The 24,144-nt window shown below is 65.5% G+C and carries 26 protein-coding genes; 10 read left to right on the forward strand and 16 right to left on the reverse strand.

Annotated elements, in window-relative coordinates; genetic code table 11:
• Nucleotide 1: 1 nt before the first annotated feature.
• Nucleotides 2-1,510, reverse strand: a complete 1,509-nt coding sequence (locus AC097R_RS02530; protein ID WP_479596027.1) for a PglL family O-oligosaccharyltransferase — start codon at nucleotides 1,508-1,510, stop codon at nucleotides 2-4.
• A 41-nt stretch (nucleotides 1,511-1,551) separates the two neighbouring features.
• Between AC097R_RS02530 and AC097R_RS02535 the strand changes: the two genes are divergently transcribed.
• On the forward strand, nucleotides 1,552-2,046 hold the full coding sequence (locus tag AC097R_RS02535) for a MepB family protein (protein ID WP_479596028.1): 495 nt from the start codon (nucleotides 1,552-1,554) through the stop codon (nucleotides 2,044-2,046).
• A gap of 9 nt (nucleotides 2,047-2,055) precedes the next feature.
• Here AC097R_RS02535 and pdxR read toward each other — a convergent pair whose 3' ends face one another.
• Nucleotides 2,056-3,510, reverse strand: a complete 1,455-nt coding sequence (pdxR, locus tag AC097R_RS02540) for a MocR-like pyridoxine biosynthesis transcription factor PdxR (protein WP_479596029.1) — start codon at nucleotides 3,508-3,510, stop codon at nucleotides 2,056-2,058.
• A gap of 113 nt (nucleotides 3,511-3,623) precedes the next feature.
• On the opposite strand from pdxR, the gene AC097R_RS02545 reads away from it, so the two are divergent.
• Both AC097R_RS02545 and AC097R_RS02550 read left to right on the forward strand, forming a co-directional pair.
• The gene (locus AC097R_RS02545) at nucleotides 3,624-4,271 is read left to right on the forward strand and encodes a pyridoxamine 5'-phosphate oxidase family protein (RefSeq protein WP_479596030.1); all 648 of its coding nucleotides are present in this window, start codon (nucleotides 3,624-3,626) and stop codon (nucleotides 4,269-4,271) included.
• Between the two features lie 47 nt (nucleotides 4,272-4,318).
• Nucleotides 4,319-5,923, forward strand: a complete 1,605-nt coding sequence (locus AC097R_RS02550; RefSeq protein ID WP_479596031.1) for an EAL domain-containing protein — start codon at nucleotides 4,319-4,321, stop codon at nucleotides 5,921-5,923.
• A 21-nt stretch (nucleotides 5,924-5,944) separates the two neighbouring features.
• Here AC097R_RS02550 and AC097R_RS02555 read toward each other — a convergent pair whose 3' ends face one another.
• Nucleotides 5,945-6,826, reverse strand: coding sequence for a hypothetical protein (locus tag AC097R_RS02555; protein ID WP_479596032.1), 882 nt, complete (start codon nucleotides 6,824-6,826; stop codon nucleotides 5,945-5,947).
• 14 nt (nucleotides 6,827-6,840) lie between these two features.
• Nucleotides 6,841-7,245, reverse strand: coding sequence for a 5-carboxymethyl-2-hydroxymuconate isomerase (locus tag AC097R_RS02560; RefSeq protein ID WP_479596033.1), 405 nt, complete (start codon nucleotides 7,243-7,245; stop codon nucleotides 6,841-6,843).
• Between the two features lie 166 nt (nucleotides 7,246-7,411).
• On the opposite strand from AC097R_RS02560, the gene AC097R_RS02565 reads away from it, so the two are divergent.
• Complete coding sequence (locus AC097R_RS02565) at nucleotides 7,412-8,125, forward strand: hypothetical protein (protein WP_479596034.1); 714 nt, start codon at nucleotides 7,412-7,414, stop codon at nucleotides 8,123-8,125.
• 8 nt (nucleotides 8,126-8,133) lie between these two features.
• Here the strand turns inward: AC097R_RS02565 and AC097R_RS02570 are convergent, their stop codons facing one another.
• Genes AC097R_RS02570 through AC097R_RS02585 form a run of 4 tightly spaced genes read right to left on the reverse strand, consistent with a single transcriptional unit; the run spans nucleotide 8,134 to nucleotide 10,883 of the window.
• The gene (locus tag AC097R_RS02570) at nucleotides 8,134-9,576 is read right to left on the reverse strand and encodes a DHA2 family efflux MFS transporter permease subunit (RefSeq protein WP_479596035.1); all 1,443 of its coding nucleotides are present in this window, start codon (nucleotides 9,574-9,576) and stop codon (nucleotides 8,134-8,136) included.
• Nucleotides 9,573-9,926 (reverse strand): GFA family protein, encoded by a 354-nt coding sequence (locus AC097R_RS02575; protein WP_479596036.1) that lies wholly within the window; start codon nucleotides 9,924-9,926, stop codon nucleotides 9,573-9,575. The genes AC097R_RS02570 and AC097R_RS02575 overlap by 4 nt, the downstream gene beginning before the upstream one ends.
• Nucleotides 9,927-9,930: 4 nt before the next feature.
• Complete coding sequence (locus AC097R_RS02580; protein ID WP_479596037.1) at nucleotides 9,931-10,455, reverse strand: SRPBCC family protein; 525 nt, start codon at nucleotides 10,453-10,455, stop codon at nucleotides 9,931-9,933.
• Nucleotides 10,456-10,472: 17 nt separating this feature from the next.
• Nucleotides 10,473-10,883 (reverse strand): VOC family protein, encoded by a 411-nt coding sequence (locus tag AC097R_RS02585; RefSeq protein ID WP_479596038.1) that lies wholly within the window; start codon nucleotides 10,881-10,883, stop codon nucleotides 10,473-10,475.
• A gap of 98 nt (nucleotides 10,884-10,981) precedes the next feature.
• Here AC097R_RS02585 and AC097R_RS02590 point away from each other — a divergent pair, with 98 nt between their 5' ends.
• Nucleotides 10,982-11,626 (forward strand): TetR/AcrR family transcriptional regulator, encoded by a 645-nt coding sequence (locus AC097R_RS02590; protein WP_479596039.1) that lies wholly within the window; start codon nucleotides 10,982-10,984, stop codon nucleotides 11,624-11,626.
• A gap of 43 nt (nucleotides 11,627-11,669) precedes the next feature.
• Here the strand turns inward: AC097R_RS02590 and AC097R_RS02595 are convergent, their stop codons facing one another.
• On the reverse strand, nucleotides 11,670-12,263 hold the full coding sequence (locus tag AC097R_RS02595; protein ID WP_479596040.1) for a TetR/AcrR family transcriptional regulator: 594 nt from the start codon (nucleotides 12,261-12,263) through the stop codon (nucleotides 11,670-11,672).
• Between the two features lie 121 nt (nucleotides 12,264-12,384).
• Here AC097R_RS02595 and fabF point away from each other — a divergent pair, with 121 nt between their 5' ends.
• On the forward strand, nucleotides 12,385-13,665 hold the full coding sequence (fabF, locus tag AC097R_RS02600) for a beta-ketoacyl-ACP synthase II (protein WP_479596041.1): 1,281 nt from the start codon (nucleotides 12,385-12,387) through the stop codon (nucleotides 13,663-13,665).
• Between the two features lie 4 nt (nucleotides 13,666-13,669).
• On the opposite strand, the gene AC097R_RS02605 is transcribed toward fabF, so the two are convergent.
• Together AC097R_RS02605 and AC097R_RS02610 are read right to left on the reverse strand one after the other, a co-directional pair.
• On the reverse strand, nucleotides 13,670-14,551 hold the full coding sequence (locus AC097R_RS02605) for a PA4780 family RIO1-like protein kinase (RefSeq protein WP_479596042.1): 882 nt from the start codon (nucleotides 14,549-14,551) through the stop codon (nucleotides 13,670-13,672).
• 12 nt (nucleotides 14,552-14,563) lie between these two features.
• Nucleotides 14,564-14,815 (reverse strand): hypothetical protein, encoded by a 252-nt coding sequence (locus tag AC097R_RS02610; protein ID WP_479596043.1) that lies wholly within the window; start codon nucleotides 14,813-14,815, stop codon nucleotides 14,564-14,566.
• A 348-nt stretch (nucleotides 14,816-15,163) separates the two neighbouring features.
• Here AC097R_RS02610 and AC097R_RS02615 point away from each other — a divergent pair, with 348 nt between their 5' ends.
• Nucleotides 15,164-16,474, forward strand: a complete 1,311-nt coding sequence (locus AC097R_RS02615) for a homoserine dehydrogenase (protein WP_479598082.1) — start codon at nucleotides 15,164-15,166, stop codon at nucleotides 16,472-16,474.
• Nucleotides 16,475-16,484: 10 nt separating this feature from the next.
• Here the strand turns inward: AC097R_RS02615 and AC097R_RS02620 are convergent, their stop codons facing one another.
• A complete protein-coding gene (locus tag AC097R_RS02620; protein WP_479596044.1) occupies nucleotides 16,485-17,378 on the reverse strand; it encodes a LysR family transcriptional regulator in 894 nt (297 codons plus the stop codon).
• Nucleotides 17,379-17,491: 113 nt separating this feature from the next.
• Here AC097R_RS02620 and AC097R_RS02625 point away from each other — a divergent pair, with 113 nt between their 5' ends.
• A complete protein-coding gene (locus AC097R_RS02625) occupies nucleotides 17,492-18,346 on the forward strand; it encodes a pirin family protein (RefSeq protein WP_479596045.1) in 855 nt (284 codons plus the stop codon).
• 52 nt (nucleotides 18,347-18,398) lie between these two features.
• Here the strand turns inward: AC097R_RS02625 and AC097R_RS02630 are convergent, their stop codons facing one another.
• The gene (locus AC097R_RS02630; protein ID WP_479596046.1) at nucleotides 18,399-19,853 is read right to left on the reverse strand and encodes a sensor domain-containing diguanylate cyclase; all 1,455 of its coding nucleotides are present in this window, start codon (nucleotides 19,851-19,853) and stop codon (nucleotides 18,399-18,401) included.
• Nucleotides 19,854-20,058: 205 nt separating this feature from the next.
• Here AC097R_RS02630 and alkB point away from each other — a divergent pair, with 205 nt between their 5' ends.
• Complete coding sequence (alkB, locus tag AC097R_RS02635; protein ID WP_479596047.1) at nucleotides 20,059-20,709, forward strand: DNA oxidative demethylase AlkB; 651 nt, start codon at nucleotides 20,059-20,061, stop codon at nucleotides 20,707-20,709.
• A gap of 4 nt (nucleotides 20,710-20,713) precedes the next feature.
• Here the strand turns inward: alkB and AC097R_RS02640 are convergent, their stop codons facing one another.
• A complete protein-coding gene (locus AC097R_RS02640; protein WP_479596048.1) occupies nucleotides 20,714-21,487 on the reverse strand; it encodes a tRNA-uridine aminocarboxypropyltransferase in 774 nt (257 codons plus the stop codon).
• Entirely contained in the window at nucleotides 21,480-21,962 is a 483-nt protein-coding gene (locus AC097R_RS02645; protein WP_479596049.1) for a MarR family winged helix-turn-helix transcriptional regulator, read from the reverse strand. The genes AC097R_RS02640 and AC097R_RS02645 overlap by 8 nt, the downstream gene beginning before the upstream one ends.
• A gap of 87 nt (nucleotides 21,963-22,049) precedes the next feature.
• Between AC097R_RS02645 and AC097R_RS02650 the strand changes: the two genes are divergently transcribed.
• Entirely contained in the window at nucleotides 22,050-22,484 is a 435-nt protein-coding gene (locus AC097R_RS02650; RefSeq protein ID WP_479596050.1) for a DUF2798 domain-containing protein, read from the forward strand.
• 13 nt (nucleotides 22,485-22,497) lie between these two features.
• Here AC097R_RS02650 and AC097R_RS02655 read toward each other — a convergent pair whose 3' ends face one another.
• Entirely contained in the window at nucleotides 22,498-24,051 is a 1,554-nt protein-coding gene (locus AC097R_RS02655; RefSeq protein ID WP_479596051.1) for a methyl-accepting chemotaxis protein, read from the reverse strand.
• Nucleotides 24,052-24,144 lie beyond the last annotated feature (93 nt).

A 24,144-nucleotide genomic window follows, 5' to 3' on the forward strand; every position in this document is an offset into this window, starting at 1 on the left:
CTCAGAAATCGTTGGGGTATACGGCCAGCGCCTGGGTGCGAATGCGTTGGGTGATGGCGTTCTCGCGGCCCAGGAGGCGGGCGCTTTCCAGCAGGCAGGTGATCACCTTGGGCTCGGGCGAAAAGCGCAGCGTCTCCAGCGCCCCGACGTACAGCGCCGCGGCGTTCTCTGGCGTGGGCGGGGTGGTGGTCACCTCGGCAAATAGCACCTCCTTGCGGAACAGCCAGGAGCCACGCACTTTCTCCAGCGTGTCCTCGCGGTAGGCCTCGGCGCGTAAGGTGGGTGGCAGAAAGAGTTGGCTCACGCGCGCGTAGTCCCAGCCGGCGTAGGCCAGCAGCGGCAGGGCGCAGGCGGCCATGGCCGTCAGCGTTGCGGCCAGCGCGGGGCGGGCTGGTGGCGGCGCGCTGCGGGTGGCCCACAGCAGCCACAGGCACAGGCCTACCGCCATCTGGAAGGGGCCGTACCACAGCGGGTACTCCAGCAGGCTGTGCAGGCCTATTACCGCCAGCCCGGCCCAGGCCAGTTGCCGTGCGGGCCGTGTCTCGCGCCAGGGCTTGGCCCAGGCCACGGCAGCCAGCATGGCCCCGCACAGCAGCACGGCCAGCGGCAGGCCCAGCTCCACCGCCAGGTGCAGCGGCAGGTTGTGCGCGTTGTCCAGGATCTCGCAAAAGCGCTCGCCCTGGTAGGGGTGGATGAAGTGGGCGAACTTCAGCCCGCCCCAGCCCCAACCCAGCCAAGGCTTCTGGGCGATCAGCTCCACCACATTGCGCCACAGCACGGTGCGGTCGCCGCAGCCCGAGTTTTCCTGAAACCGTTCCACCACGCCCAAGCTCGGGCCGCTGCCCAGGCTGTCGGACGATGGTGAAATATGGGGTGTCAGCAGCGCCGCGGTCAGGTACAGGCCCAGAGCCAGCGCGCTCCAGCGCAGCGTGGTGCGCTGGCCATTGCGCTCCCACAACAGGCCCAGTCCCACGATCAATACCCACTGCAGCGCCCCGGTGCGCGAGACACTGGCCGCATTGCCCAACGCCAGCAGCACCAGGGCCAGCGCGATCGCCCCGAGGCGCAGCCGGCGATGGCCCGCTCCCGTGTGTTCCCCTGCCAAGTACAGCAGCGATAGCAGGCCCAGCGAGGTGAGCGAGGCAAACTGGTTGCGCTGGCGCAGGTTGGCATAGGCTTGGCCTAGGTCGGCCGCATTGATCCACGGCGCGGTGCGTACATCGGCCCAGCCAAAGTACTGCATCAAACCCGCCACCGCACTGAGCAACGCTGCCAGCAGCCAAGCGCCGGCGACGGTGTGGGCCAACGTGCGGGCAGACAGCTGCCCCCACGCGCCGCAGCACAACAAGACCACGACCCCCAGCCCCGACAAAAGCCCCTGGACCATGGCCGGATCAGGCCCCCAGGTGAAGGGATTGACCCACGGCAACACGATGGCCGCGCCCACCAGCAGCACCCACGCAGTGACGAGGGGCTGGCGCGCGTGGGGGGCAGAAGGAGCGTGTGGCATAGGCGTGTATTGTCCAAACTTTCTGAACGCATTTTTTATCCATGCACCCCGACCTGCTTCTCGCCCACACCCAGCTCTACCAACCCCTTGGGTGGGAGTGCAGCACGCCGCAGGCCGAGGCCGAGAGTGCCGACTACGGCGCCTATGCGCTGATGGTGGCGGGCCTGCGTGTGCGTTTTCGCGCGGCCAAGATCACGCCCACCAAGGTGGGCCAGTTCGTTACGCTGTGGCAGCGCGTGGGGGCTGGGCCCATCCAGCCCTTCGACATGGCGGATCCGGTGGACTGCTGTGTGGTCAGCGTGCGCCGCGGGGCGCAGGTGGGGCAGTTTGTGTTCCCCATGGCGGTGTTGCGCCAGCAGGGCGTGGTGTCGGTACATGGCCAGGGCGGTAAGCGCGCGTTGCGCGTCTACCCGCCGTGGGATACGCCCACCAGCCGCCAGGCCGAGAAGACCCAGCAGTGGCAGCGCGACTGTTTCGTGAACCTGAGCGACGGTGCGGTGGATCTGGAGCGCGCCCGACGCCTCTACGGTGTGTAGCCGCCCGGCCTAGCGCCGCCCCCGCACGACCGTAGCCAGCGTGGCTACCAGTGGCGCCATGGTTTCGGCAGGCACCTGCGCATAGCCCAGCAGAAAGCCACGCCAGGGCTGGTGGCGCGTGCCCACCGCATGCAGGCTCAGCGCGGGCGCGACGATACCGCGCTGCATGAGCCGCTCGCTCATCGCCACATCGTCAGCCGCGCGGTCATGCAGGCGCAGTGCCAGGTGCATGCCGGCCGAGCCGCCGTGTACCGTGGCCACATCGCCCAGCTGCTGCTCCAGCGCCGCCACCAGTGCATCGCGCCGCTGCCGGTACAGGCGCCGCATGCGCCGCAGGTGCAAGCTGAAGTGGCCGCTGCGCATGAACTCGGCCAGCGCCAATTGGTCGGCCGTGCGCCCGCGCGGTGCCGCGCGCGCCAGCAGGGCGGTCAGGGGCGGCGCCAATGCCGCTGGCACCACCACAAACCCCACGCGCAGCGCAGGAAACATGGTCTTGCTGAAGGTGCCCAGGTACAGCACCGGCGCATCGGCCGCCAGCCCTTGCATGCACGACAGTGGTGGCCCTTCGTGGCGGAACTCGCTGTCATAGTCGTCTTCGATGATCAGGGCCGCCGCGTTGCGCGCTTGACCAATCAGCGCCATGCGCCGCTCCAGGCTCAGCACGCTGCCTACGGGGTACTGGTGCGAGGGCGTAACGTAGATCAGCTTGGGCCGGTGCCGCAGCCAGTCGCTGGCCAGCGGTGCCAGGCCCTCTTCGTCCACCGCAATGCCGATGGGCTTGAGCTGCGCACCGCGGAATGCGGCCAGCGCGCCTTGGTAGCCGGGGTTCTCCATCCACACCTTGTCGCCGGGGTCGGCAAACGCGCGGGCCACCAGGTCCAGGCTGCTCTGCGTGCCATCGGTGATGAACACCTGCGCACTGTCCACCAGCGCGCCACGTGCCACGCGCAGGTGGTCGGCAATGGCGCTGCGCAGCGCCAGCTCGCCTGCGGGGTCAGCGTAGTTCAGCTGTGCGGGCTGCAGGGCGCTCCAGGCCCGGTCCAGCAGGCGGCGCCACAGCGTGATGGGAAAGCTGCCCAGCGCCGGCACGCCGGGCGCAAACGCTACCGACATCTCCGACCCCGGCAAGGCCGGCAGCCCCTGCGTACGCCGCGACAACCCCGTGCGCAGCGTGGGTGCGGTGGCCCGCTGCGGCAGCACCGCCGCCAGAGAAGCCACCACCGTGCCCCGTCGCGCGGGTTGCACAAAGCCCTCGGTGGCCAATTGGTCGTAGGCGTAGAGCACGGTGTTGCGCGACACGCCCAACTCCTGCGCCAGTGCACGGCTGGCCAGCAAGCGCGTACCGCTGGCCAGCGTGCCCTGGCGGATGGCACCGCGCAGGCACTCGTGCAGCTGGCGCTGCTGGGGCCAGCGTGCATGCGCGGTATCGGCCTGAAAACGGCTGAAGAGCAACTGGTAGTCCATGGAAGCCTAAATCGTGGTTCTAAAAAATAGTCTATTAATGGATCTTAATTTGGAACCACATTTGCCCTACATTCTGCGCTCGCTTCACCCCTCCATCCCTTGAAAGGAACCCCGTGCCAGACACCGCCGCCCAGGCCCCCTCCGACCGCACCCGCGTACGCCGCATTGCCGAGAACGCGCACTACGACCGCGCCACCCTGCATGCCATCATCGACGCCGCCTACCTGTGCCACCTGGCCTTTGCGGACGAAAAAGGCACGCACTGCATCCCCACGGCCTGCTGGCGCGAAGGCGAGTACCTCTACATCCACGGCTCCAACGGTGGACGCCTGCTCAAGCTGCTGCAAAAGGGCACGCAGGCCTGCGTCACCATCACCCACTTGGACGGTCTGGTGCTGGCGCGTTCGGCGTTCAACCACTCGATGAACTACCGCTCCGCCATGGTGTATGGCGCGTTTGAACGCGTGGAAGACAAGCGCGCTGCGCTGGACGCCTTCATGCAGCACCTGGCCCCCGGCCGCCAGCATGAGGCCCGCCCCGGTAGCGACAAAGAGTTCGCGGCCACTACCGTCATGCGCATTGCGTTGGACGAAGCCGCCTGCAAAGTGCGCAGCGGCGGCCCGGTGGACGACGCGGAGGACATGGCCCACCCCGCCTGGGCCGGCGTGCTGCCCTTTGCGGTGACGGCTACCCCGCCCGTGGTGGACCCGCTGTGCAACATCGCCGCGCCGACCTACGTGCAACAGTGGGCTGCGCCATGAGCCACTGACGGGCGAGACAGGGTCCGGGGAATCCTCCATAATTTCTCATGCCCTTGTCTTCCCCCACCGAACATCCGGTGTCACTGATCCGCCTGTTGGGCCGCCACCCCACCTTGGTGGGTGCGCTGTGTGGCTACGCACTGGCCCTGGCGCTGGCTGCTGCGGTGGTGCTGCTCATGCTGCAGCTCAAGGTGCAAGACATTGAGGCGGGCCACGCGCAGATTGTGCGCACCATGCAGGTGGTGCAGACCGATATCCGCGAGTTGCTGGACGAACTCAACCAGTCCTACAAACCCGAGTGTTCGCCCGAAAACCTGAACCAGCTGCGCAGCTTGCTGTTCAGCCACCGCTATGCACGCGACATCGGGCTGCTGGACAGCCAGCGCCAACTGTTTTGCAACACCAGCATTGGTCTGTTGGCGGCACCCCGCCCTCCGGGCACGGGTGGCATTGACGGCTCCATTGGCCGCTACTACCGCGGCAGCCTGCTGCAGCTGTCCCAGGGTGCCATCGTCATCACTGTGGTGGAGCGCGGGCACTTTCAGGTGGCCATCGAGCCCAACGCCACGCGCGATGTGTGGGTGCAAGGCGCCGACAGCGTGTGGGCTGGCGCGGGCAACCAGCGCACCCAGGTGTTCAAAGGCAAGCAAAGCCAGTTGACCGCACCCATGGTGGCCGCCGATACGCCGCATTTGCAGCTGGACTGGAGCCGTGGCCTGGTGCTGGTCACCACCACCGAGCCCGGTGTCAGCCCCATCTCGGTCCAGTCGGCCGTCGGCGTGTGGGCCTTGTTGCAGGCGCACCTGGCGGTGCTGGTGGCTGCAGGCTGCGTGTGCCTGCTGCTGGGTTTTTTGACCAGCGACGTGGTGCGGCGGCGCTGCCGGCATTACCAGTCCATGGAGTACCGCATCCAAGACCTGTGCAACGCCAGCAACCTGGAATGCCACTACCAGCCCATTCTGGAGCTGGCCACAGGCCGCATCGTGGGCTGCGAGGTGCTGACGCGGCTGCGCGATGGTCACACCCTGGTCTACCCCGACCAGTTCATCCCCGCGCTCATGCGCCAGAAGCTGGCCTGGGCGTTTGACGCCGCGGCCAGCGCCCACGCGCTGCGCGAGCTGGGCGTGCATCTGCCGGCGCAGCAGGGTAGCTTCAAAGTGGCGTTGAACTTCTTTCCACACAACCTGCAGCGTGATGTCATCCACAACCACCTGCAAGCCCAGCTGCAGGCCCTGCGGCGCAGCGACCTGCAGATCGAGCTGGAGGTGACCGAGTACAACTTCTCGCCCGAAATCGTGCCGCATCTGCAACGCCTGAAGGCCGATGGTTACCTGATCTCGCTGGACGACTTCGGCACCGGCTATTCCAACCTGGGTATGGTCAAGAAAGTGGCGCCCGACTTCATCAAGATCGACAAGTCGTTTGTGTTCGAGATGGAAGATGTCACGCTGCGCTCCAGCCTGATCCCCGAAATCATCGGCATCGCCAAGGCTGTGCACAGCCAGGTGATTGCCGAGGGTATTGAAACCGCTGCCCAGGCTACCCAGCTGCGCACGCTGGGGGTGGAGTACGGCCAGGGCTACTACTTCGCCCGCCCCATGCCTTTGCCGCAGTTTCTGGCCTACCTGCAGACACAGCGCACGGCGCCCTGAGACGCTGAAATGGTCAAGGGCTTAGCGGCCGTCGCTGGCCCAGCAGTTGTCCTGCGCGCGCAGGTCGTTGTGCACCCAGTATTCATTGCCCCCTGCCAGCTTGAACACACCGCCCAGGCTGGCTGCGTTCGCTACGCGGTAGCCCGTGCCCAGCGCCTGCACGCAGGCCGCATCGGCCGCGCTGCGGGTGGCAAACTGGTTGCCCTGGAAATCATCGCTGGTGGCGCTCACGTCCAGGTGGCGGCTATTGCCCTCGTCCACTGTGCGGCCGCAGGCCAGAGGCCGGGGTGTCACGCAGCTTTGCGGCTTGACGCACTGAAAGCCGCAGTGGTTCAGGTCCGCCGCGTTGGCCGGCACCACCACTACGCTGCCAGCCACACCGCCCGCTGGCAGATCCACGCCTGACGCACTCAGCACTGCGGGCAGGTTCTGCAGCGCCTGGGCATTGGCCTGCAGCTGCGCAGGAATATCGGCCTCGGACTTCAGCACCTCCCCCTGGCAAAACCGGCCCACTTGCACGGGCGACGTGGCACTCACACAGTCGTAAAAAATGCCGGTGGCCGAGCGCACCAGCGGCACAAAACGCAGTTGCACGGCGCGCCCATCCACTTTGGCATCCAATTCCACCAGCAGCGTGGTGTCGGGCTGCAGGGCCCAGCTTTTCACGCCATTGTTTTTGGGCACAGCTGGCAGCACCACATCGCCGGGCGTGGCCAGTTTTTTGTGCTGCAAAAAATACTCGGCCAGGGGCCGCACCAGCACGCTGCCGTTGTTGGCCGACCAGTCGGCATAGCGGTCCAGGTTGATGCGTGCCTTCTCCCCACCCAGGCGCGACCAGCTGAAGAAAATCAGCAGCGGCACGGCCACCGCCAGCAGCAAACCCCAGCCACGCATGCGGTTCATGGTGTGGCGCGCACTCAGGCTTTGTTGAACAGCGGATGCAGCGTGCTGTGCTTGCCGTCAAACACCTCGGTCCCCTCGTCAATCTGCAGCGTGATCCCCAAGGGTTTTTGCGCCAGCAGCGGGGCAAAGTGCGCACCTACCGCAGCGGTCAAGGCATCCCCCATCTGCTTTTGCACCGCCGCGCTGCGCCCGCGCGCGATGCGCAGGTTCAGGTAGACAAAGCCATAGTCCCCCTTGCCATCGGCCACTGCACTGTGCGCGGCCGGGTAGGCCAGCACACGCACACCCCCGGTGGGGAACACTTGCTTGCCCGCCTCGTCGCGCTGCGCCAGCATGGTGTCGGCCATCGTGCGGCACAGGGTTGACATATCGGTCTCCCGGTCCAGGTTGGCGGTGTACAGAATGACCAGATGGGGCATATGGGAATCCTTTACTCGGTGATCAATACGAAATAGGCTCGTGGCCCCTGTGAAAGCTGCCCGAGCAGCTCCTGTTTTAGTAGCGGATGCATTCTGCACTATGGGAGCCTGGCGCGGACGGTGGTCACAGGTTCGCTGTCACACAACTTTCTTTTCCACTACAACCATGAAACGATTATTTCTTTTAGCCATCGCCTTGGCACTGACCGGCTGTGCCGCTCCCCGTTTGTCGCAGCAAGCCGAACAACAGATCAAAACCGTGGGCATCGTCACGCTGGTGCCTGAGAAAGCCAACTTCACGAAGATCGGTCTGACGGTCTTTAACAATGAGTACACACAGATTGAGATGGGTGACCAAATCAACGCCACCATTGAAACCACCCTCGCCAGGCAACTGGCGGTGGTGCGCCCGAATTGGAAAATCAAACCCGTGAGCTATCCGCGCACGGACTGGACCCAGCGGATGAATGCCAGCGGCTTTTTCGTGAGCTCCCCGCAAGAGCGTTTGGCCAAAGACTTGGCTGAACTGGCGCGTGTTCACCAGCTCGATGCAATCGTGGTGGTGAACAAGTACAGGCCCGAAAACGCGCATGGCGATGGTGTTGGCATTCTGCTGCGTACCTTGAGCCTGTCCTCCGTGGGGGATGCGTATGTCACCAGCTACCTCTATGCCAACATCGTGGACCCCAAAGGTGAAGTCCAGGCGGCCAGTTGGGGCAGCAGCCCCATGCCTCCCAAAGTGATTGACCCCAAGGCCTATGGCATCCAGTACAAGCTGGCAGATAACAACGATCCAGCCTTGCAAGACCGTTTGCGCAAGGACATCGTGGACCAGGTCGCCAAGGTCACGGCAGACTTGGTGAAGAGGCTCGGCCTGTAGGCCTGTTGCTAGTGCATCGGCGCGGCGACTGCCGCGTCCGCTGCGGCCTTCGCAGGCCGCAGCAAAACCCCCAACACCGCCGCCGCCAACCCACACGCTGCCCCCAGCAAAAACGCGAGTTGGTAGCCGCCGTTTAGTGCCTCGGCCATGCTGGCACCTGCGTTGCGCAGGGTGTCGGTGCGGGCGTCGGCGAGGCTGGCCAGCACGGCCAGGCCCAGGGCGCCGCCCATCATGAACGAGGTGTTCACCACGCCCGACGCCAAGCCGGATTGTTCGGGCCCCACATCGTCCATGGCCACCAGCAGCAAGGGGTTGAGCGCCATGCCGGCGCCCAGGCCCAACAGCAGCATGCCGGGAATCACATCGCGCCACATGTCACCGTTGACCGGCGCACGCGCAAACAGCGCCAGTCCCACGGTGGCCAGCAGCAGGCCCAGGCACAGCGGCACGCGGATGCCCCAGCGCATCACCATCTTGGCCGACAGGCCCAGCGAGAACACGGCCATGAGCAGGTTCGACGGCAGGAAGGCCAGCCCCACCTGCATGGCGCTGTAGTTCAGCACCAGCTGCATGTACAGCGCCGATACAAAGAACGAGGCAAACATGGCCGCCGCCCACAGCACACCAATGCCGTTGGCAATGGATAGGTTGCGTAGTTTGAACAGGCCCAGCGGCACCAGCGGCGCCTGCACGCGTGATTCGATGGTGACGAAGGCCAAGAACAGCAACACCGCACCGCCCAGCATGCCCAGGGTTTGCAGCGTGGTCCAGCCCACGGCGTTGCCGTTGACGATGGCGTACACCGCCAGCATCAACGACAGCGTGACCGCGAGTGCGCCAGCCACATCCAGCCGCGGGCGCTGGGCCGGTGGCCTGTCCTGCGGCAGCAGTGCCATGCTGGCCACGCAAATCGCCACGCCCACGGGCAGGTTCACCAGAAACACCCAGTGCCAGCTCAGCGTGCTGGTGAGCACGCCGCCCAGCAGCACCCCCAGGCTGCCGCCACCGGCGCACACAAAGCCGTACACACCCATGGCCTTGGCGCGGTCCTCGGGTTCGGCAAACAAATTCATGATGAGCGACAGAGCCACCGCCGACACCACCGCACCGCCCACGCCCTGTACCGCGCGCGCGGCCACCAGCAGCCCTTGTGAGTTCGCCAGTCCGCAGGCCAGCGATGCGAGCGTGAACAACACAATGCCCGCAACAAACAGCTTGCGCTGCCCATACAAATCGCCCAGCCGCCCGCCCAGCAGCATGAGGCCGCCAAAGGTCAGCATGTAGGCGTTCACCACCCACACCAGCGCGGTCTCACTGAATTTCAGGTCCGCCTGGATGGAGGGCAGTGCCACGTTCACGATGGTCGTATCCAGCACGATCATCAACTCCCCCAGGCACAGCAGGATGAGGGCCGACCAGCGCTTGTGCGCCAGTGGGTGCGCCGCACTCACAGGGCGCGCCCGTCGTGGTGGTGCACGGGAATGTCGTACACATCCACGCCTTCCAGGCAACGGATGTTGATTGCGGCCATTGCAGACCCGTCCGGCCCCACACCCTCGCCAAACGGATGCATGCCGCAGGTAGGGCAAAAGTAGTGGTGAATCACGTGCTTGTGGAAGGTATAGCTGCGCATCGCGTCCGGTGGTGTTTGCAGGCGCAACTGGGCACGTGGCACAAACCACATCAGCGTGCCCTTGCGCTGGCAGATGGAACAGTTGCAATCGGTGGCGTTGGTCAGCTCGCCCTCCACCTCGAACGCGATCTGCCCGCAGTGGCAGCTTCCCTGGTAGGTCTGGTTCATGGATCTATCCCTTCTGCTCCACCACAGCCTTCAACTGGGCCAGGCCCACCGCAAAGTCTTTGCCAATCATTTTGTCCAGGTTCAGGAAGATGCCCATCACCTTGTGCACCAGGCGGTGCGTGTCGTCCAGGCTCCAGGTCACGCGCGTGGCGTCGCCCTCGGGTTCCAGCTGGAAGCGGGCCACATTGCGTCCCTCGAACGGTTTGATCATGTGCAGGTCGAACACCAGCAGCTGCGGTGGCTGTGTCTCGCGGATGCCGATCTCGCCTTGCCCCACCTGCTTGTTGCCCTCCCACGCGTAGTGGGCCCCCACACCAGCAGCGCTGCCGCTATAGGTCTTCTTCATCGCCGGATCCTTGTTGTAGGGCGTCCAGGCGTCCCAGCGGTGCAGGTCGTTGATGAGCGGAAAAATAGCGTCAGGCGGTGCGCTGATGCGAACCGAGCGCTCCACGTGGAAGCTATCCGGCTTGGTGGACGCGTACACCAGCACGCCCAAGATAACGACGGCAATGGCAAGAACGATGAGCATAAGTTTCCTTCAGCGCCCTAGGGGGCGATCACCATCCAGCCCACACCAAACTGGTCTTCCAGCATGCCAAAGGCTGGCGACCAGAAGGTCTTCGTCAGCGGCATCTTGACCTTGCCACCCGCTGCCAACGCGGTGAAGGCGCGTTCGGCCTCGGCCACGTCAGCCACACCCAACGACAGCGTAAAACCCTGGAAGTTGCGCTGCGTGTCGCTGTTGCCGTCCGACACCATGAGGCTGGTATCGCCGATGCGCAGGTTGGCGTGCATGATTTTGTTCTCAAACCCTGCGGGCAGTGAACCCGGCGGTATCGGGTCGGGCGACTCGTTGGTGCGCATCTGGAAGGTCACCTCCGCGCCGAGTGCCTTTTGGTAGAAGGCAATGGCTTCGTCGCAGCGACCATTGAAAAACACATAGGGCTCAACTTTCATGGCGATCTCCTTGGCGTAAAGCAGGGATGCGGCGCTAATTGTGTACACCGTCCACAAAGAATAACAAAGATAATGGACGCTGTCCACATGTGATTGCCATGCCTCCTTCTGCCTCCCCGCCCCCCCGAGAAACCTACCGCCATGGTGACCTGCGCCGCGCCCTGCTGGACGCCGGCATTGCGCTGGCACGCGAGGGTGGCCCTGCGGCTGTCGGGCTGCGCGAAGCCACACGCCGCGTTGGCGTGGCACCCAATGCGGCCTACCGCCACTTCGCCAGCCAGCAGGTGCTGCTGCAGGCGGTGCGCGCGGCGGCCTTGCAGGCCGTCGCCAAGGCCATGGAGGATGAACTGGCTGCGCTGCCCGCCGACCTGTCAGCCGCCGACCACGCGCGTGCCAGTGTGCGCGCCGTGGGCACCGGCTACCTGCGCTTCGCGCAGACCGAACCGGGCCTGTTCCGCACCGCGTTTGCGCCGTCGGACAAGCTCATTCAGGCCACGCCCGAATTGCCCACGGCCGGTCCTGGGGGGCGCAACCCGTATGAGCTGCTGTGCGATGCGGTGGACCTGCTGGTGCGTGCCGGCGTCATGCCGCTGGCGCACCGCCCGGGGGCCGAGATTCTGGCGTGGTCTGCGGTGCATGGCCTGGCCATGCTGGTGGTGGACGGCCCGCTGGCCGCGCCCGTGGGCCCGTACTTTTCACAGTTTGGCCAGCGCCTGCTGGATATGGTCGAAAAAGGCCTATAGCCCCCGTCGATATTGCGCAGACAGCTCCTGCTTTTATAGCAATTCAGGCGTTGGCGGGCCACGCCATCATGGCCAGTTTCACCACCCGGTGCAGCGCCTTGCGCGGTGCGCCACTGGCCGCCTGCACCGCCACGCCCTGGATCACCGTGCCGATAAAGCGGGCAAAGTCCGCCACATCCACCGCGGCTGCGAACTCGCCCTCTGCCTGGGCAAGCTTCAGCCGTTCGCGGATCCGGGTCTCCGTGGCTTTGCGGCGCAGCTGCAGTTCGTCGCGCACCGCCGCGCTGTCGGCGCTGCCCACCAGGCAGCCGTGCACCATCAAACAGCCATGCGGCATGCCCGGCTGGGTCAGGCTGTCCACCAGCGCCAGCAACACGTTTTCCACCCCCGCGCGCGCGTTGGGGTCGGCCAGCAGGTTGCCGGTGAACGCCGCCTGGCGTTCGCGGTAGCGGGCAAAGGCCGTGCGGAACATCTCCTCCTTGCTGCCAAAAGCGGTGTACAGGCTGGGCTTGTTCAGGCCGGTGGCCGCGGTCAGCGTGGCCATGGTCGTGCCCTCAAAACCGTGCTGCCAAAACGTCTCCACCACCGTGTCCAGCGTTGCGTCTGCATCAAACCCGCGCGGGCGTCCCATGGCCATAGTTGTGCTTTCAATGTGCGATGGCCGTATTTTCATACCTTTCGGTAGCGAATGCATTCGTGTGAGGTCGTGTGCCACAATGCCAACATAAATACCGATTGGTACATATCTAGGAATCACTATGCATGCAGCGTCACGGATCGTCATCACGGGCATGGGCTTGGTCACTCCGCTGGGCTGTGGGGTGGAGGTGGTCTGGCAACATCTGTTGGCCGGTGCCAGCGGCTTGCAGCGCCTGCCAGACGAGTTTTGCGCGGGGCTGGAGGCCCAGGTGGGCGCCCGCGTGCCGTCGCTAGCGGATGACGCCACCGCGGGGCTGGACATCGACCGCGTGGTGCCCGCCAAAGACCGCAAGAAGATGGACCGCTTTATCGTGCTGGCGCTGGCTGCAGCCGAACAGGCCCTGGCGCAGGCGGATTGGCACCCCCATAACGCGCAGGCGCAGGAGCGCACCGCGACGGTGATTGCGTCCGGCATTGGCGGTTTTCCCGCGATTGCAGAAGCCGTGCGCACCACCGACCAGCGCGGCCCACGACGCCTGTCGCCCTTCACCGTGCCGTCGTTTCTGGCCAACCTGGCGGCAGGCCATGTCTCTATCCGGCATGGATTCAAGGGCCCGATAGGCGCCCCCGTCACCGCGTGTGCCGCCAGTGTGCAGGCCCTGGGCGACGGCGCGCGCCTGATTCGCAGCGGCGAGGCCGATGTGGCCGTGTGTGGCGGCACCGAGGCGGCCATCCATCTGGTCACCCAGGCCGGATTCGCTGCCGCCCGCGCGCTGTCCACCGGCTACAGCGACCGCCCCAGCGAGGCCTCCCGCCCGTTTGACAGCGCGCGCGATGGCTTCATCGTGGGCGAAGGCGCGGGGGTGCTGGTGCTGGAATCGCTGGAGCATGCGCTGCAGCGCGGTGCCACACCGTTGGCGGAACTGGTGGGCTATGGCACCAGTGCCGATGCGCACCACGTGACATCGGGCCCGGAAGATGGCAGCGGCGCTACGCGCGCCATGCAACTGGCCTTACGCCAGGCGGGCCTGCAGCCAAGCCAGGTGCAGCATGTCAACGCGCATGCCACCTCCACGCAGGTGGGCGATGCGGCCGAGCTGTCGGCGTTTCGCACCGTGTTTGCCAGCGCCAGCCCCGCCATCAGCGCCACCAAATCCGCCACGGGGCATCTGCTGGGGGCTGCGGGTGCGGTAGAGGCCATCTTCACCATCCTGGCCCTGCGCGACCAGATCGCGCCGCCCACACTCAACCTGCACACGCCCGACCCGCTGGCGCAGGGGCTGGACCTGGTGCGACTGACCGCGCGCCCCATGGCGATGGACTACGCCTTGTCCAATGGCTTTGGCTTCGGCGGTGTGAATGCCAGCGTGGTGCTCAAGCGCTGGGTGGAAGGCGCCTAGGTCTCTACTGCGCTGCGGTGGCCATGCGCAGCCGGCGTGCCGCGTCTTCGGCGCGGGCATCGTCAATCTCGCGCAGCACGGCCTCCATGTCCACATCGGCGTTGGCACGTTCGTAGTGGCCCGTGAGTAGCGTTTCGTTGCTCAGCAGGCCGCCCTGGTACAGGCTCCAGATCTCCGGGCCGTAGTCGGTCTTCAAGAGCGCGGGCGCAAACTGGCCAAAGAAGTCGCGCAGGTTGGCCACATCGCGCAGCAGCATGCGCTGGGCATGGTTGTTGCCTGCGGCGTCCACCGCCTGCGGCAGGTCGATGATCACGGGTTCGTCCCTGCCTTCAGCGCCATCCTCGCCTGGCATGTGCGCCAGCAGGATGTTGAATTCCGACAAATCCCCATGCACCACGCCCGCACACAGCATGCGCACCACCTCGGCCACCAGCGTGGCGTGGTGTTGCAGCGCCTGCTCCGGCGTGAAGGCCACATCGTTCAGGCGCGGGGCTGCGTCGCCGTCGGCATCGGTCACCAGCTCCATCAGCAGCACGCCGTCGTGAAAGTTAATCGGCTGCGGCACGCGCACGCCAGCTGCGGCCAGGCGGTACAGCGCGTCCACCTCGGCGCTTTGCCACGCGGCCTCTTGCTCCTGGCGGCCAAACTTGCTGCCCTTGGCCATGGCGCGCGCCGAGCGCGAGTTCTTCACCTTGCGGTTCTCGGTGTAATCCACCGCCTGGCGGAAGCTGCGGTGCGTGGCCTCTTTGTAGATCTTGGCGCACAGCGTTTGCTCGCCCGCGCGCACCACAAACACCATGGCCTCCTTGCCGCTCATGAGCTGGCGCACCACGGTGTCAATCAGGCCCTCTTCCACGAGGGACTGCAGTCTGGGGGGAGCTTTCATGGTCTGCCGTGATTAACGGCGGGGCAGCGACCAGCCGGCTTGCTGGTTGGCTTTGTTGTTCTCGTAGTCCCAGATGGAGCCACAGCGGTCGCAGCGGTAGCGCGTCACGGTCACCGCGCGCCCATCGCGCTCTTCCTTGCGGTTGTCGCCCTGCACCAGTTCGGCGTGGCCGGGGGCGCGGCGCCAGTTGCGCTGGATGCCACGGCAGGGTTCGCACAGGGCGGCTTCGCGGGCCAGTTCTGCGGCTTTGTAGTTATCGGTCATGGGAGTGTTTCTTTGGGCGGTGCCGTCGGCGGCGATGGGGTGATTGTCGCCGCTTGGGCCGGGCCAGTCGCCCGTGCTATCCTTATTCCATGTTGTGCAGCCCCCGCCTCACCCCCTTCAGCGCCATGCTTTTGGCGCGGACCCGGGCTGCCAGCATGATTACCACCATTACAACCACGGCCGCCTGAGCGTCGTGCAGGTGGCCGCTCCGGCTGCCTCCTGGTGTATCTCCCCGAACAACCCAGCACAGGCAGCTGGGTTCGCAACTGTTCGGAGAGTTTTATGTACCAGGATCATCTCGCTAGTTTTGCTGTCAGCAGCCACACCCCGGCGGCGCCCGCGCACGCCATTGCCCCCCTGCGCATTGGCATGCTGGGCTTGGGCACTGTGGGTGCCGGCACCTTCACCGTCTTGCAGCGCAACGCCGAGGTGATTTCCGCCCGCAGCGGCCGGCGTATGGAGCTGGTGATGATTGCCGTGCGCAACCTGGCGCGCGCCGCCAGCATTGTGGGCGGCACGGTGGCGCTGACCGATGACCCTTATGCGGTGGTGAACCACCCTGACATTGACGTGGTGGTGGAGGTGATGGGTGGCACCACGCTGGCGCGCGACCTGGTGCTGCGGGCCATTGCCAATGGCAAGCACGTGGTCACCGCCAACAAGGCCCTGCTGGCCGAATATAGCGACGAGATCTTTGCCGCTGCCCAGGCGCAGGGCGTGGTGGTGGCGTACGAGGGTGCGGTGGCCGTCAGCATCCCCATCATCAAGGCGCTGCGCGAAGGCCTGACCGCCAACCGCATCGAATGGGTCGCCGGCATCATTAACGGCACCACCAACTACATCCTGTCGGAGATGAAAAGCAAGGGTGTGAGCTTTGCCGATGCCTTGGCCGACGCACAGCGCCTGGGCTACGCCGAGGCCGACCCCACCTTCGATGTGGAAGGCGTGGACGCCGCGCACAAGCTCACGCTGCTGGCTGCCAACGCGTTTGGCGTGCCGCTGCAGTTGGACCAGGTGCACGTAGAAGGCATCACCGCGCTGGACGCGGTGGACATTGCGTTGGCCGAGCGCCTGGGCTACCGCGTCAAGCTGCTGGGCATTGCCAAGCGGCATTTGCACGGGCTGGAACTGCGCGTGCACCCTACGTTGGTGGCCGCAGACCATTTGCTGGCGCATGTGAATGGCTCCATGAACGCCGTGATGGTGAAAAGCGATGCCGCGGGCGTGACCCTGTACTACGGCGCCGGTGCAGGCTCAGAGCAAACCGCCTCCGCCGTGATTGCAGACCTGGTGGACCTGGCCCGCAGCGCAGAGGTGGCGCACCGCCACCGCGTGCCGTCGCTGGCTTTTCAGCACAGTGCCATCCACGCGCTGCCTGTGGCGCCCATAGCCGATGTAGAGACCGCCTGGTATGTGCGGCTGGACGTGGCCCGCGCGGCGCGCACGGTGCCGCAGGTGATGGGCCTGCTGGCCCAAGCCGGTGTGCGCGTGCACCAGCTGGAGCAGTTTGACCACGCGGAGGATGCCGAGCTGAACGCGCTGGTACTGCTGACAGATGCCGTGCAGGAGCGCGTGCTGCGCGCCGCCCTGGTGCAGCTGGAGGCGCTGCCCCACGTCATGGGCTTTGCCAGCACGCTGCGCATGGAGCGGCTGGCCTGAACTGCGCGACTTAAATCACCGCCAGCAGCCGCTGCACCGCCATCTCCACAAACGCCGTCACCGCGCGCGGCACGTGGCGGCGGCTGGGGTAGACCACGTACATGCCGGCCGGCGCGCTGGCCACACCGGGCAGCACCTCCACCAGCGTGCCGCTGCGCAGGCTGCCCTGCAGCGCGTTGATCGGCAGCAGGCATAGGCCCAGGCCCGCCTCGGCGGCCTTCTTCTGCGCCTGGCTGGTGTTCGCACCCACGCGCCCTTTCACGGGCACTTGCACGGGGCCGTTGGGTCCGTTGAGGTTCCAGGTGCCGTGGCCGCCCGTGTGGGCCGGGCAAATGCAGTCGTGCGCCGCCAGGTCGTCGATGGTCTGCGGCGTGCCGCGCGCGGCCAGGTAGGCGGGGCTGGCCGCCAGCGCCAGGTAGCTGCTGGCCACCTTGCGCGCGACCAGGCTGGAGTCCGGCAACTCGCCGCTGCCGCGAAACGCCACGTCAATGCCCTCGCCAATCACATCGGCCATGCCGTCGCTCAGCACAAATTCCAGCTGCACACCCGGGTGCTGCGCCAAAAACCCGGCCACCCAGTCCATCTCAAAGTAGTCAAAAAAGCCCGAGGGCGCGGCCACACGCACATGGCCCTTGGGGGTTTGGTCGTTGCCGGCCAGCGCGCTGGCCGCGTCCTGCAGCGTGGCAATCTGCGCCGCGCTTTGGTCAAACAGCGTGCGCCCCGCGTCGGTCAGCGTCAGCTTGCGGGTGGTCCGCTGCAGCAGCCGGGCCTGCAGGCTGTCCTCCAGCTGCGCCACCTGGCGGCTCAGCGTGGTGGGCGGCATGCCCAGGCGGCGCGACGCCTCGGCAAAGCTCCCGGCTTGCACCACCTGCACAAACAGCGCCATCTGGTTCAGGTCCAACATCACATTCCTCACAAAAACGGCATAGTCAATGCCAATTGTGGCGTCTACACAAGTAATGGTGCAAGCCCTAACCTACAGACATCGCTTGATTCACCGCTTTGAAGGAGCCCGCCATGTCTGCAACCGCCACCGCTGAAGTCACTGTCCAACGCCCCATCGTCCACCGCACCCGCGGCAGCACGCATGGCGCCATCACACGCCTGGTCAGCCCTGGCGACCTGGGCGAAGTGCTCAAGCCCTTTATCTTTCTGGACCGCTTTGAAGTGGCCGCCGGTGGCCAGCCACCGCGCTTTGGCATGCACCCGCACTCGGGCATTGCCACGCTCACCTATTTGATGAGCGGCCAGACCGCCTACGAAGACACCACCGGCGAACACGGCGCGCGCGGCGTGCTGCCCAATGGCGGCGTGGAATGGATGATGGCCGGCGGCGGCGTCTGGCACACCGGCCAACCCGACAACGCCGAACGCGTGCTGGGCTTCCAGCTCTGGGTGGCCATGCCGCCCGCGTTGGAGCTGGCCGAGGCGCACAGCATCTACCTGGGCCCCGAAGGCGTGCCGCATGTGGGCCCTGCCCGCGTGCTGCTGGGCACCTACGGCGGCCAGACCAGCCCGATCCCCGCACCGTCCAACATGACCTACCTGGGCGTGCACCTGCAGGCTGGCGAGACCTGGCGCTTTGTGCCACCCGCTGGTCATACCGTGGCCTGGGCCGCCGTGGGCGAAGGCGTGCTGACCGCGCCCGCGGCGCTGCGCACGGGCGACCTGGCGGTGTTTGACGACGCCGGCGGCGCCATTAAATTTGAAGCGCAGACGGACACCGCCTTCGTGCTCGGCTCGGGCGTGCCGCACCCGCACGAGCTGTTCATGGGGAACTACTCGGTGCACACCAGTGCAGCCGCGCTGCAGCGCGGCGAGACCGGCATCCGCGAGCGGGCCCAGTTGTTGCGCCAGCAGGGGCGCATGTAGTTTTTGGCATCAAATGGGCCTGCAGGCCCCGTAGAACGTGCGCTAGAAGCTACTAAAGTGATAGCGAAACGTTGGCGGCCACGCGGGGGCTACCCATGTCCACCGGGGGGGTGTGGGTCGGCTCTGCTGCGACGTGCACGCGGTCCCGCCCCAAATGCTTGGCTTTGTACAGCGCCCGGTCTGCCAGCGAAATGAGTGCCGAAGGCTGCTGCTCCTGGTGGGGCAGCACAACAGCCACGCCGATGCTGATGGACACCCTTTGCAGGCTGGATTGCGTGTGGGCCAACCCCAGTGCGGCCACCGCGTCGCGGATGCGTGTGGCCAGGTTGCTGGCACCAGCGACGTCGGTGTTGGGGAGGATGACCGCGAACTCCTCCCCACCATAGCGCGCTGCCAGATCGCCAGGCCGCTCGCCCTGGGTGGCAATGAGGCTAGCCACGCGGCGCAGGCAGTCGTCCCCGCCCAGATGGCCGTAGGTCTCGTTGTAGGCCTTGAAATGGTCCACGTCCAGCATCAGCAAGGCCAGCGGCTGCTGCAGCCGCTGGGCGCGCCGCCATTCGGTGGCGAGCATCATGTCAAACGTGCGTCGGTTCGCCAGGCCGGTCAGGCCGTCCCGGCTGGCCAGCTGCGCCAGCATCGTGTTGGCCTGCGACACGCGGCGGTACAGCGACGTCAAGTCCACAAACAGCGACATGAGCACCACCATGGACGTGAACAGGCTGCCCACCTTGGCCAGGTACCACCCCACTGAAAACCGGTCGGAACCATGGAACGTCAGCCACACATCCAGGCAGGCCGCAATCATCCCCACCGCGAGCCAGACTTGTTCTGACGTTTTGTCGCGGATGCGCACAACGCTGAACAAGGCCGCTGCATTCAAGCTCAGCACGCCCCAGGCGATCAGCTGCATCGGCCCTTCAAAAAAGGTCATCCCATTGGTGAAGAGCGCCGGCAGCCAAGGCAGGCCCACGGTGGCAATGCATGCCAGCACCGCCGCCGCCGCCACGATGGCAATGCATTCACGGGCAGGCCACGGGCGTTTTGCGGCATGGCCCGCCGCCAGACGGTGGATGCCAAAGGCGTAGCGCAAGATCAGCACCGCAAACCCCGCGTGCCAAAAACTCCAGAGCCAGACAGCGCTGACCGTCTGCCCGATCAGATTGCCGGGCACAAACGCACCGGGAAAGGCCGCCATCAGCGGCAAGAAAATCGCCGCAACAAACAGGTAGGCCGACCCCAGCTTGACGGTGGCCGCACTGCGCTCGGCCACGCCGCGGTTGAAGAGCAACGCCGCCAGCAGCACGTTGGTCACAAACATGGCCGTGCCAAATGCTGCCATGTAGCCGGGCACAGGGGACCACAGATTGTTGGCAAGCGGCGTCAACACCGCGCCCCAGACCACCAGCAGCCCACTGGTCACCATCGCCCACTGGCGTTGCCGACCCGATACGCCGGCTGGCCCATTGGCTGGCGTCACCAGTGACATGTCCGCAATACGTTGATCCATCGCACGCTTTCCAGCCATACGCATCGCCAGCTTGCGCCCTTCTGCGAGGGCATCTGCCGGCAAGTGCCGGCGCGCGACGTCGGAATTGCTCCCTGTGGCGGATTCTGTGCGCTTAATTTCAGGATGACAAGCCAAGCCCAGCCGACGCAAGCTGTGATTTGAATACTGTGCAAAAATACAGTATTCACAACCTCCCAGCCCGCCCGTGGACCTGTTTGACGACCTGCCCCTGCCGACCGAAGACCTGCGCATTCCGCTAGCGCCGGGCGCCGTGCTGCTGCGCGGCCTGGGCCGCGAGGGCGATGTACAGATGCTGGCCGCGGTCGAGTCCGTCATCGCCGAGTTGCCGTTGCGCCACCTGCAAACACCGGGGGGCCACACCATGTCCATCCAGACCACGCGCTGCGGCAGCATGGGCTGGGTGTCCGAGCCCGGCGGCTACCGCTACGCCACCAGCAACCCCGGCACCCGCCAGCCCTGGCCCGCCATTCCGGAGTGCCTGTTGCGCTTTGCCATAGGCGCCGCCACTGAGGCCGGCTACCCCGACTTTGTGCCCGACTCCTGCATGATCAACCAGTACCTGCCCGGCAACAAACTCGGCCTGCACCAGGACCGCGACGAACGCGACCTGCGCGCGCCCGTGGTGTCCCTCTCACTGGGCCTGCCCGCCACCTTTCTGTTCGGCGGCCTGCAGCGCACGGGCAAAACCCAGCGCTTGCGCCTGGCCCATGGCGACGTGGTCGTCTGGGGCGGCCCGTCCCGGCTGGCTTTCCACGGCGTGCTGCCGGTGGCGGATGGCGACCACCCGCTGGTGGGGCGGCGGCGCGTGAATGTGACGTTTCGCAAGGTCGGTTAGGCCTCTAGCCCCCGCGCTCAAGTGCCTGCAACCGCGCATGCACCTCGCTGTCCCAGCGGGGTGGCAGCTGGTTCTTGGCGCGCAGGTAGTGTTCGCTGAACACATCCAGCCAAGCCTCCAGCATCTGCGCGGCCCGCGTTTCGCCGGCCAGCTCCAGGCACAGGGCGCCCACCTCGCTGGTGCAAAAGTGGTCGTCGCGCCGGCTGCGGCGCAGGCGGTAGCGCGATATCTGCTCGGGCTGCAGGCTCAGCACCGGCAATTGGTCCAGATACGGGCTCTTGCGAAACATCTTGCGTGCTTCTGGCCAGGTGGCATCCAGCAGGATGAACAAAGGCCGTTTGCCCGGCATATCCTCGGCCGCTGGGGGTAGCGTGTTCACCACCCGCCCCTCGGCCACAAACTCGCCGGGGAACACCACATACGGCTGCCACTGCGGATCGGCCAGCAGGGCCAGCAGCGCGGGGTCTACCTCGGTGCGGGCCCAACCAAAAGCCCAGGTGTCGGCCACCACATCGGCAATCAGCCAGCCCGTGTTGCTGGGTTTGATGGGTTCAATGTCCGCCATCAGCAGGCACACGCCCGCACGCGTGGGCACCTGCGGACGCAGCGCGCAGATGCAGTGTGCCGGTGCCACGCGGCAGTCCGGGCAGCGCTCGGTCTTCATGCCGCCGCGTGCCAGAAACGGCTTGGTGCTGCGCGCCAGCCGCGCGGTGCGCAGGCGCGAAACCGCATGAGGCGCGTGGGACGCATGTGGCGCCTGTGCAGCGGCCTCACGCATCGGTATTCAACCGGTCCAGCTGCCCCTGCACCACGGCCAGCACCTGGTCCAGCAGCGCGCTGTCGTCTTGGCTCAGCGTGCCCAGCAGGTCCTGGGCCACGCGGGCCTCCAGCGCGGAGAACCAGGCGCACTTGGCTTCGCCCTCGGGCGTCACGGTCAGGCACCACACGCGGCGGTCCCGCTCGTCGGGCGTGCGCACCAGCAGGCCGCGCTCCTCCAGCTCGCGGATCAGCCGGGCGATCTGCCCCTTGTCCCGCAGCAGGGATTGCACCAGCTGCTGCTGCGAGCCCCCCGGGTTGCGCTGGCACAGGCACAGCGCGCGCAGGTGCAGCGGCCCCAGGCCCTGCTCGGCGTCGGCTTGCATGCGGGTTTTGAGCAACTGCTGGGCGCCGCCAAACGCCGTCATAAAGGCGACGAAGGTGGACACGGTGGCGGCAGGATCTGCCTGCAGGGGGCCAGAGGGTTTGGACGGCATGGGGATGCAATTGGTTGACAACTTCAACCAATAATTAATACAATGTTGATATTGTCAACTATCAGGCCGCCGCTGCCAACCCATCCCGTGCGCAAACTCTTCCCCGCCATCCTCATCCTGCCTACCGTGGCGCTGCTGCTAAGTGCCTTCATGACCTGGGCCAACGTGGGGCCGGGTGTTGATTTCCTGCCCATCTGGGCGCGCAACTTTGTGACCAGCCTGGTCGTGCTGCCGTTGATCCTGGTGGGCATTGGCCGGCTGGACCGCCTAGCCACAGAGCGCCTGCCGCGCATGAGCCCGTTCGGGCGAAAGCTGCTGGTGTCGTTGCTGACAGCGTGTGTGATTGAAAGCGTGCTGGCCCTGGTGATCTCGCTCATCAACAGCCCGTGGGACGCTACGCTGTCTCGCTTTTGGTGGCAGGCGTTCAGCCGCTCACTACCTGTGGGACTGGTGATTGGGCTCTTCATGGGCTTCTACATGAAGCCCAAGATAGACCAGATGAAAGCCCGCGCCGCTCTGTAGCGGCGAGCGCGCCTCAAGCCAGTTTAAAAGCCGCCACGGTGCCGACCAGTTCCTGGGCTTGGCCCCTGAGGCTCGACGCCGCAGCGGCCATCTCTTCCACCAGCGCAGCGTTTTGCTGTGTGACTTGGTCCATTTGCTGTACCGCTTCACCGATCTGGGCTACGCCCTGGCTCTGCTCGGTACTGGCCGCACTGATCTCACCCACGATGTCTGTGACACGGCGAATCGAGCCCACCACCTCATCCATGGTGGTACCCGCCTGTCGCACCAGCGCTGAACCTGCCTCCACCCGTTCCACACTCGCAGAGATCAGCGATTTGATTTCTTTCGCGGCTTCGGCGCTGCGCCCTGCCAGACTCCGCACCTCAGACGCCACCACGGCAAAGCCCCGGCCTTGTTCGCCAGCCCGCGCCGCCTCCACCGCAGCATTCAACGCCAAAATATTGGTCTGAAAAGCGATGCCATCGATCACGCTGATGATGTCCACGATCTTCTTGGAGCTGGCGTTGATTCCCGCCATGGTGTCCACCACCTGGGCTACCACCTCGCCACCCCTGACCGCCACCGTGCTGGCGCTCTGGGCCAGCTGATTGGCCTGGTGGGCGTTGTCGGCGTTTTGTTTGACGGTGGAGCCCAGCTCTTCCATGGAGGCGGCTGTCTCTTCCAGGGCGCTGGCCTGCTCTTCGGTGCGCTGGCTCAAGTCATTGTTGCCTTGCGCAATTTGGGCGCTTGCCGTGGCCACGGATTCTGAGCCGCCGCGCACCGTCGACACCACCTTCACCAGGTTTTCCTGCATGTCCTTCATTGCGGCAAGCAACTGCCCTGTTTCATCCCGCGTGTTGACATCAATGCGCGATGTCAGATCACCCGCCGCCACCGTTTGCGCCAACCGCACCGCGGTGTTGATGGGCGCCACGATGGAACGTGTAATAAAAAAGGCAGCGGTAACACCGGCCGCAATGGCCAGGGCACTCAGCGCCAGCATCAGCGTGCGTGCAGATTTGTATTCCTCATCTGCCGCACTGGCGGCTTCCTCACTCGCTTTGGTTTCAAAGTCGGCCAACTCGCCCAATGTATTCAGCCAGGCACGTTGAGATGGCAAGGCCTCTTTCATGAGCACCGTGGTGGCCTCCTCATTTTTATTGACCAAGCCCAGATCGACCACCTTGGCCAAGGCCGGTTGGGTCTGGTTCTTGAGTTCCTTAACTTTGGAAAAAAGCTCTTTTTCCTTGGGCGTGGTTCCTGCCTCCGTGGCAAACATCTTGCCTAGCGCTTCTTCCGCTGCGTCGTATTCCGCGCGGTTTTTTTGCAGGTCACTGTTGACCGCATTCATTTCAGCAGGGTCCGCTAACAGCACGATGTCACGCGCCGCCGCGCCGAATCGGTTGACATCAATGCGCATGGTGACCGCCAACCTGCTCTCGGGGTTATTGATGTGCGTGATGAGCGCGGTCGCTTGATTGATCTGCGCCATGCGGCTCAGCCCCAACACAGCCACACTGGCTAGCAGCAAAAGCACAACACCAAAACACACACCAAGGCGAACGCCAATTTTGAGGTTTTTCATGAGGTCCAAACTTTCCTGCTTTGCAAGGTGAATGTCACGATTGCTCCCCGCTGAGTCTGCGGCATTTGGCAAGAGTTCGCAACGGGCATCGGC

Source organism: Rhodoferax sp. ZS1R25, from assembly GCF_056521335.1.

Bases quoted from the DNA above. Each gene is read 5' to 3' on its own strand.
- AC097R_RS02625 (WP_479596045.1), top strand. From the start codon at position 17,492: ATGTCTGCAACCGCCACCGCTGAAGTCACTGTCCAACGCCCCATCGTC.
- AC097R_RS02620 (WP_479596044.1), bottom strand. From the start codon at position 17,378: ATGTTGGACCTGAACCAGATGGCGCTGTTTGTGCAGGTGGTGCAAGCC.
- AC097R_RS02645 (WP_479596049.1), bottom strand. From the start codon at position 21,962: ATGCCGTCCAAACCCTCTGGCCCCCTGCAGGCAGATCCTGCCGCCACC.
- AC097R_RS02530 (WP_479596027.1), bottom strand. From the start codon at position 1,510: ATGCCACACGCTCCTTCTGCCCCCCACGCGCGCCAGCCCCTCGTCACT.
- AC097R_RS02655 (WP_479596051.1), bottom strand. From the start codon at position 24,051: ATGAAAAACCTCAAAATTGGCGTTCGCCTTGGTGTGTGTTTTGGTGTT.
- AC097R_RS02610 (WP_479596043.1), bottom strand. From the start codon at position 14,815: ATGACCGATAACTACAAAGCCGCAGAACTGGCCCGCGAAGCCGCCCTG.
- AC097R_RS02555 (WP_479596032.1), bottom strand. From the start codon at position 6,826: ATGAACCGCATGCGTGGCTGGGGTTTGCTGCTGGCGGTGGCCGTGCCG.
- AC097R_RS02605 (WP_479596042.1), bottom strand. From the start codon at position 14,551: ATGAAAGCTCCCCCCAGACTGCAGTCCCTCGTGGAAGAGGGCCTGATT.
- AC097R_RS02585 (WP_479596038.1), bottom strand. From the start codon at position 10,883: ATGAAAGTTGAGCCCTATGTGTTTTTCAATGGTCGCTGCGACGAAGCC.
- AC097R_RS02560 (WP_479596033.1), bottom strand. From the start codon at position 7,245: ATGCCCCATCTGGTCATTCTGTACACCGCCAACCTGGACCGGGAGACC.
- fabF (WP_479596041.1), top strand. From the start codon at position 12,385: ATGCATGCAGCGTCACGGATCGTCATCACGGGCATGGGCTTGGTCACT.
- AC097R_RS02565 (WP_479596034.1), top strand. From the start codon at position 7,412: ATGAAACGATTATTTCTTTTAGCCATCGCCTTGGCACTGACCGGCTGT.
- AC097R_RS02580 (WP_479596037.1), bottom strand. From the start codon at position 10,455: ATGCTCATCGTTCTTGCCATTGCCGTCGTTATCTTGGGCGTGCTGGTG.
- AC097R_RS02590 (WP_479596039.1), top strand. From the start codon at position 10,982: ATGCCTCCTTCTGCCTCCCCGCCCCCCCGAGAAACCTACCGCCATGGT.
- AC097R_RS02640 (WP_479596048.1), bottom strand. From the start codon at position 21,487: ATGCGTGAGGCCGCTGCACAGGCGCCACATGCGTCCCACGCGCCTCAT.
- AC097R_RS02595 (WP_479596040.1), bottom strand. From the start codon at position 12,263: ATGGCCATGGGACGCCCGCGCGGGTTTGATGCAGACGCAACGCTGGAC.
- pdxR (WP_479596029.1), bottom strand. From the start codon at position 3,510: ATGGACTACCAGTTGCTCTTCAGCCGTTTTCAGGCCGATACCGCGCAT.
- AC097R_RS02630 (WP_479596046.1), bottom strand. From the start codon at position 19,853: ATGGATCAACGTATTGCGGACATGTCACTGGTGACGCCAGCCAATGGG.
- AC097R_RS02535 (WP_479596028.1), top strand. From the start codon at position 1,552: ATGCACCCCGACCTGCTTCTCGCCCACACCCAGCTCTACCAACCCCTT.
- AC097R_RS02550 (WP_479596031.1), top strand. From the start codon at position 4,319: ATGCCCTTGTCTTCCCCCACCGAACATCCGGTGTCACTGATCCGCCTG.
- AC097R_RS02575 (WP_479596036.1), bottom strand. From the start codon at position 9,926: ATGAACCAGACCTACCAGGGAAGCTGCCACTGCGGGCAGATCGCGTTC.